The organism is Halorubrum sp. AJ67 (assembly GCF_000513435.1).
Window position 1 is genome coordinate 20,261 of sequence record NZ_CBVY010000025.1, and the last position, 3,842, is coordinate 24,102.

3 protein-coding genes and 1 pseudogene are annotated in these 3,842 nt (G+C 69.1%); 1 reads left to right on the plus strand and 3 read right to left on the minus strand.

All coding sequences use genetic code 11. From position 1 onward, the window contains the following. The 3 genes and pseudogenes from BN903_RS18230 to BN903_RS14265 all read right to left on the minus strand — a co-directional run. Positions 1-191 (minus strand): hypothetical protein (locus BN903_RS18230; RefSeq protein WP_228841116.1); only part of this gene is annotated, 191 nt, incomplete at its 3' end. Positions 192-592: 401 nt separating this feature from the next. After that, positions 593-1,845, minus strand: a pseudogene (ilvA, locus tag BN903_RS14260) (threonine ammonia-lyase). Between the two features lie 74 nt (positions 1,846-1,919). Continuing rightward, complete coding sequence (locus tag BN903_RS14265) at positions 1,920-3,305, minus strand: deoxyribodipyrimidine photo-lyase (RefSeq protein WP_048078359.1); 1,386 nt, start codon at positions 3,303-3,305, stop codon at positions 1,920-1,922. Positions 3,306-3,416: 111 nt separating this feature from the next. Here BN903_RS14265 and BN903_RS14270 point away from each other — a divergent pair. Further along, positions 3,417-3,842, plus strand: a 426-nt coding sequence (locus tag BN903_RS14270; protein ID WP_048078360.1) for an Hsp20/alpha crystallin family protein, incomplete at its 3' end; no start/stop codon positions are given.

The following is a 3,842-nucleotide window of genomic DNA, read 5'->3' on the forward strand; positions in this document are numbered from 1 at the left end:
ACGCCGACGACTACCTCACCGAGCGCGAGCGCGCCGGCGAGCTGTACGAGGGCGCGGTCGACGCCGCGACCGCGGACGACTGATAATCGAGGGGTACTGCGGTTTGTTATAAGATAGCGTTCGGTTCCGCTTTCGGGGCTCGGCGACTGATCGACCACGGGCCGACTGCTGCCACCGCTCTGGACACTCATTTATAAATAGCTGACTGCGAATCAGCGCGGACCACTCCCAAAGCCCCAGCCGCTCGGCGATGCGTATCTGTCTCGTATAAATCGTCGATCGACACGAACACTGCCGAAGCCCCAGCCGCTCGGCTGTACTGGTGTTTTGTTTATAAATGACGGATCGACACGAACACCACCGAAGCCCCAGCCGCGAGGACGGCGCACACTCGTTGTGCTCCTCGGGACTGCCCCTTCGAGTCCCGCCCCACACCGCACCTCACACCACCCCAGCCTCGTCGCTGGCGGTCATCGCGCTCTTAAAAGGGCGCTCGGAGGCGCGCAGCGAGGCGCTACGCGCCTCTGGAAGCCGACGGCGAAGCCGCCGGCGACGCCACCGCAGTCCTATTTATAAATGCTCGTCGCACGTTTCACGACTGGATCTCGACCTCGTACCCCTCGGCTTCGAGTGCGTCGACGATGTCGGCGGCGTGTTCGGCGTCGTCGGTTTCGAGTTCGAGTTCGAGTTCGGCGGCGTTGACCGCCACGTCGCGGGAGGTGCGGTCGTGGTGGACCGCGTAGACGTTCGCGCCGGTGCGCGCGACGATGCTGGAGACGCGCTCCAGTTCGCCCGGCCGGTCCTTCAGGTCGATCGTGATCTTGAGGTACCGGCCCATCTGGACGAGGCCGCGGCGAACGACGGTGCCGAGGCGGTTGAGGTCGATGTTGCCGCCGCAGAGCGCGGCGACGACCGTCTCGCCGTCGTCGTACTCGAACGCCTCCGAGAGGACGGCGGCGAGCGCGACCGCCCCCGCGCCCTCGACGAGCGTCTTCGACCGTTCCAAGAGCAGCGTGAGCGCGAGTGCGATCTCGCGGTCGTCGACGGTGACGACCTCGTCGACGTACTCCGCCATGACTTCGAGCGTCTGCTCGCCGACCGACCGCGTCGCGATCCCGTCCGCGATCGTGTCGACGCCCTCGATCTCGCGGACCTCGCCGGCCTCAAGCGACTGCGCGGCCGAGTCGGCCCCCGCCGCCTGAACGCCGACGACGCGGGCGTCCGGGAGCTGTTCTTTGATCGCGACCGCGACCCCCGATATCAGCCCGCCGCCCCCGATCGGGACGACGACCGTGTCGAGTTCGGGGCAGTCGTCGACGATCTCTAAGCCGAGCGTCCCCTGTCCCGCCATCACGACCGGGTCGTCGAACGCGTGGACGTAGGTCCGTCCCTCCTCGCGTTCCAACTGGTGTGCGTACGCCTGCGCCTCGTCGTAGTCGACGCCCTCCAGGCGGACGCTCGCGCCGTACCCGCGGGTGGCTTTCACCTTCGAGACGGGCGGCGAACTTCGGCATGGACGACCGTGGCGTCGACCCCCGCGCGGCTGGCGGCCAGCGCGACGCCCTGCGCGTGGTTGCCCGCGCTCGCGGCCACGACGCGCTCGATCGCGGGCTCGTCGGACCCTTCTCCTCCCTCGGTCCCTTCGACCGCCAGCGAGATCGCGTTGTACGCGCCGCGCGTCTTGAACGAGCCGGTACGCTGGAGGTGTTCCATCTTGAGGCGCACGTCCGCCCCGCACCGCTCGCTCAGCGACCGGCTCCGCTCGACGGGCGTGCGCTGGACGATGTCGGTATCGGCGACCCGCTCCGCGGCGGTCTCGACGTCGTCGACCGTGACAGGGGACATGGCGGAGGCGTTCTCGGGGACCGCCGAAAAGGACTCGGATACGGAACGCGGTATCCGACGCCGCGGTCGACCGCCTACCGCTTCCCGAGCGCCTCCTCGAAGACGCGCTGCGCCCGCTCGTACCCCTCGTTCCGGTCGACGATCGGGTGCGGATAGTCGGGAGCGAGCGACTCGCGTTCCGTCCGCGAGAGCGTCGGCCAATCGACGACCTTCCCCGCCGGCACGTCCGAAAGCTCCGGGACGTACGCCTTCACGAAGCGGGCGTCCGCGTCGTACTTCGACATCTGGCTCACCGGGTCGAAGATACGGACATCGACGGAGTCGGTCCCGGTCGAGGCCGTCCACTGCCACGCGCCGTGGTTCGACGCGTAGTCGTGGTCGATCAGCTGCTTCGTGAAGTAGCGCGCCCCGCGCCGCCAGTCGATCAGGAGGTGTTTCGTCAGGAAGCTCGCGACGACCTGCCGCGGACGGTTGTGAATATACCCCTCCGCGTTCAGCTGACGCATCCCGGCGTCGACGAGCGGGTAGCCCGTCTCGCCGCGCGTCCACGCCTCGAACCCCGCGTCGTCGTCGCGCCACGCGATCTCGTTCGGGAACGACTTGTAGTTCGAGACGGCGAGGTCGGGGGTGTAGTACAGCAGGTGGTACATCTGCTCGCGCCACGACAGCTCGTAGCGGTACTTGTCGACGTTGCGCCGCTCCCCGCCCGTCACGGCGTCGTACACGTCGCTCGCGCCCGCCCACAGCTCGCGGATCCCGATCGCGCCCGTCGCCAGATATGGGGACATCCGCGAGACCGCGTGCGTCGGCGCGTCGACCGCCCGGGCGAGGTCGTCGCGCGTGTCGTTGTACGACGTAATCCCGTAATCGAGGAACTCGTCGAACCGCTCGCGCGCGGCCTCGTACCCCGCCTCGGGGAGGTCGACATCGGCGTCCGGCTCGGGAACCGTCTTGCCGTCGCGCACGTCGGCCAGCGCCTCGGGGTCCGGCTCCGCGTACGGGCGGCGCTTCGGAACGGTCTCCCAGTCGTCGTGGAACCGACTGTGGTTCGCGTAGCGCGCTTCCAACCGCCCGGGGTCGACCATCACCAGGTCGGTCCGCGAGTCCGTCTCGACGCCCGCCGCCGCGAGCGCCTCCTCGACCGCCCGCTGTCGGTTCCGGCGGGCCGCCCGGTAGTGTTCGTTGTGGAACACCGTCTCGGCGTCGTACTCGGCGGCGAGGTCGACGAGGACCTCGTCGGGATCGCCGGCGCGGACGATCAGGTCGCTCCCCAGCGCCTGATACCGCTCCTCCAATCGCTTCACGTGGCGCAGGAAGAACGCGCGCTGTCGCGCTCCGACCGTCGCGAGCAGGTCGGCGTCGTACACGAAGACCGGCACGACCTCCCCCTCTCGGGCGGCGGCCGCGAGGCCGGCGTTGTCTCGCGTGCGGGCGTCTCCGCGGTGCCAGAACAGCTCCATGCGATCGACAGGGCCGCCAGCGGATAGTGTCTGTCGCCCGCCGGTTCCGATCGCCTCCGCCCCCCGCCCCGCCAGTACGTTCAAGACGCTCCGTCTCGAATCCTGTCCTGTATGACCCGACGCGATCCCTTCGACGAGATCGAGGAACTGCTCGAACGGATGGGCCGCGAGTTCGAGGAACTCGGCGGGACGCTGGAGGGGAGCGCCCCCGAAGTCCCGCAGTTCCCCGGCGTCCGCGACGTCAATGTCGACGTGATCGAAGACGACGAGTCGATCACCGTCGTCGCCGACCTCCCCGGATTCGACGCCGACGACGTCGACGTCGAACTGCGCGACGACGCGCTCGTGATTTCCGGCTCCCGCAAGGAGTCGAGCGAGTTCGGCGTCGCCGACGAGGGCGAGGCGAACGGCGCGGGCGACGCGGACGAGACCGCCGACGGCGTCCGCTACCACCGACGCGAGCGACGCCTCCGATCCGTCTCCCGGCGGGTCCCGATTCCCCGGCCGGTCGAGGCCGACGCCGCGACCGCGTCCTTC

Excerpts from the sequence above, each read along its gene's own strand:
- BN903_RS14265 (WP_048078359.1), bottom strand. The coding sequence starts at position 3,305 with ATGGAGCTGTTCTGGCACCGCGGAGACGCCCGCACGCGAGACAACGCC.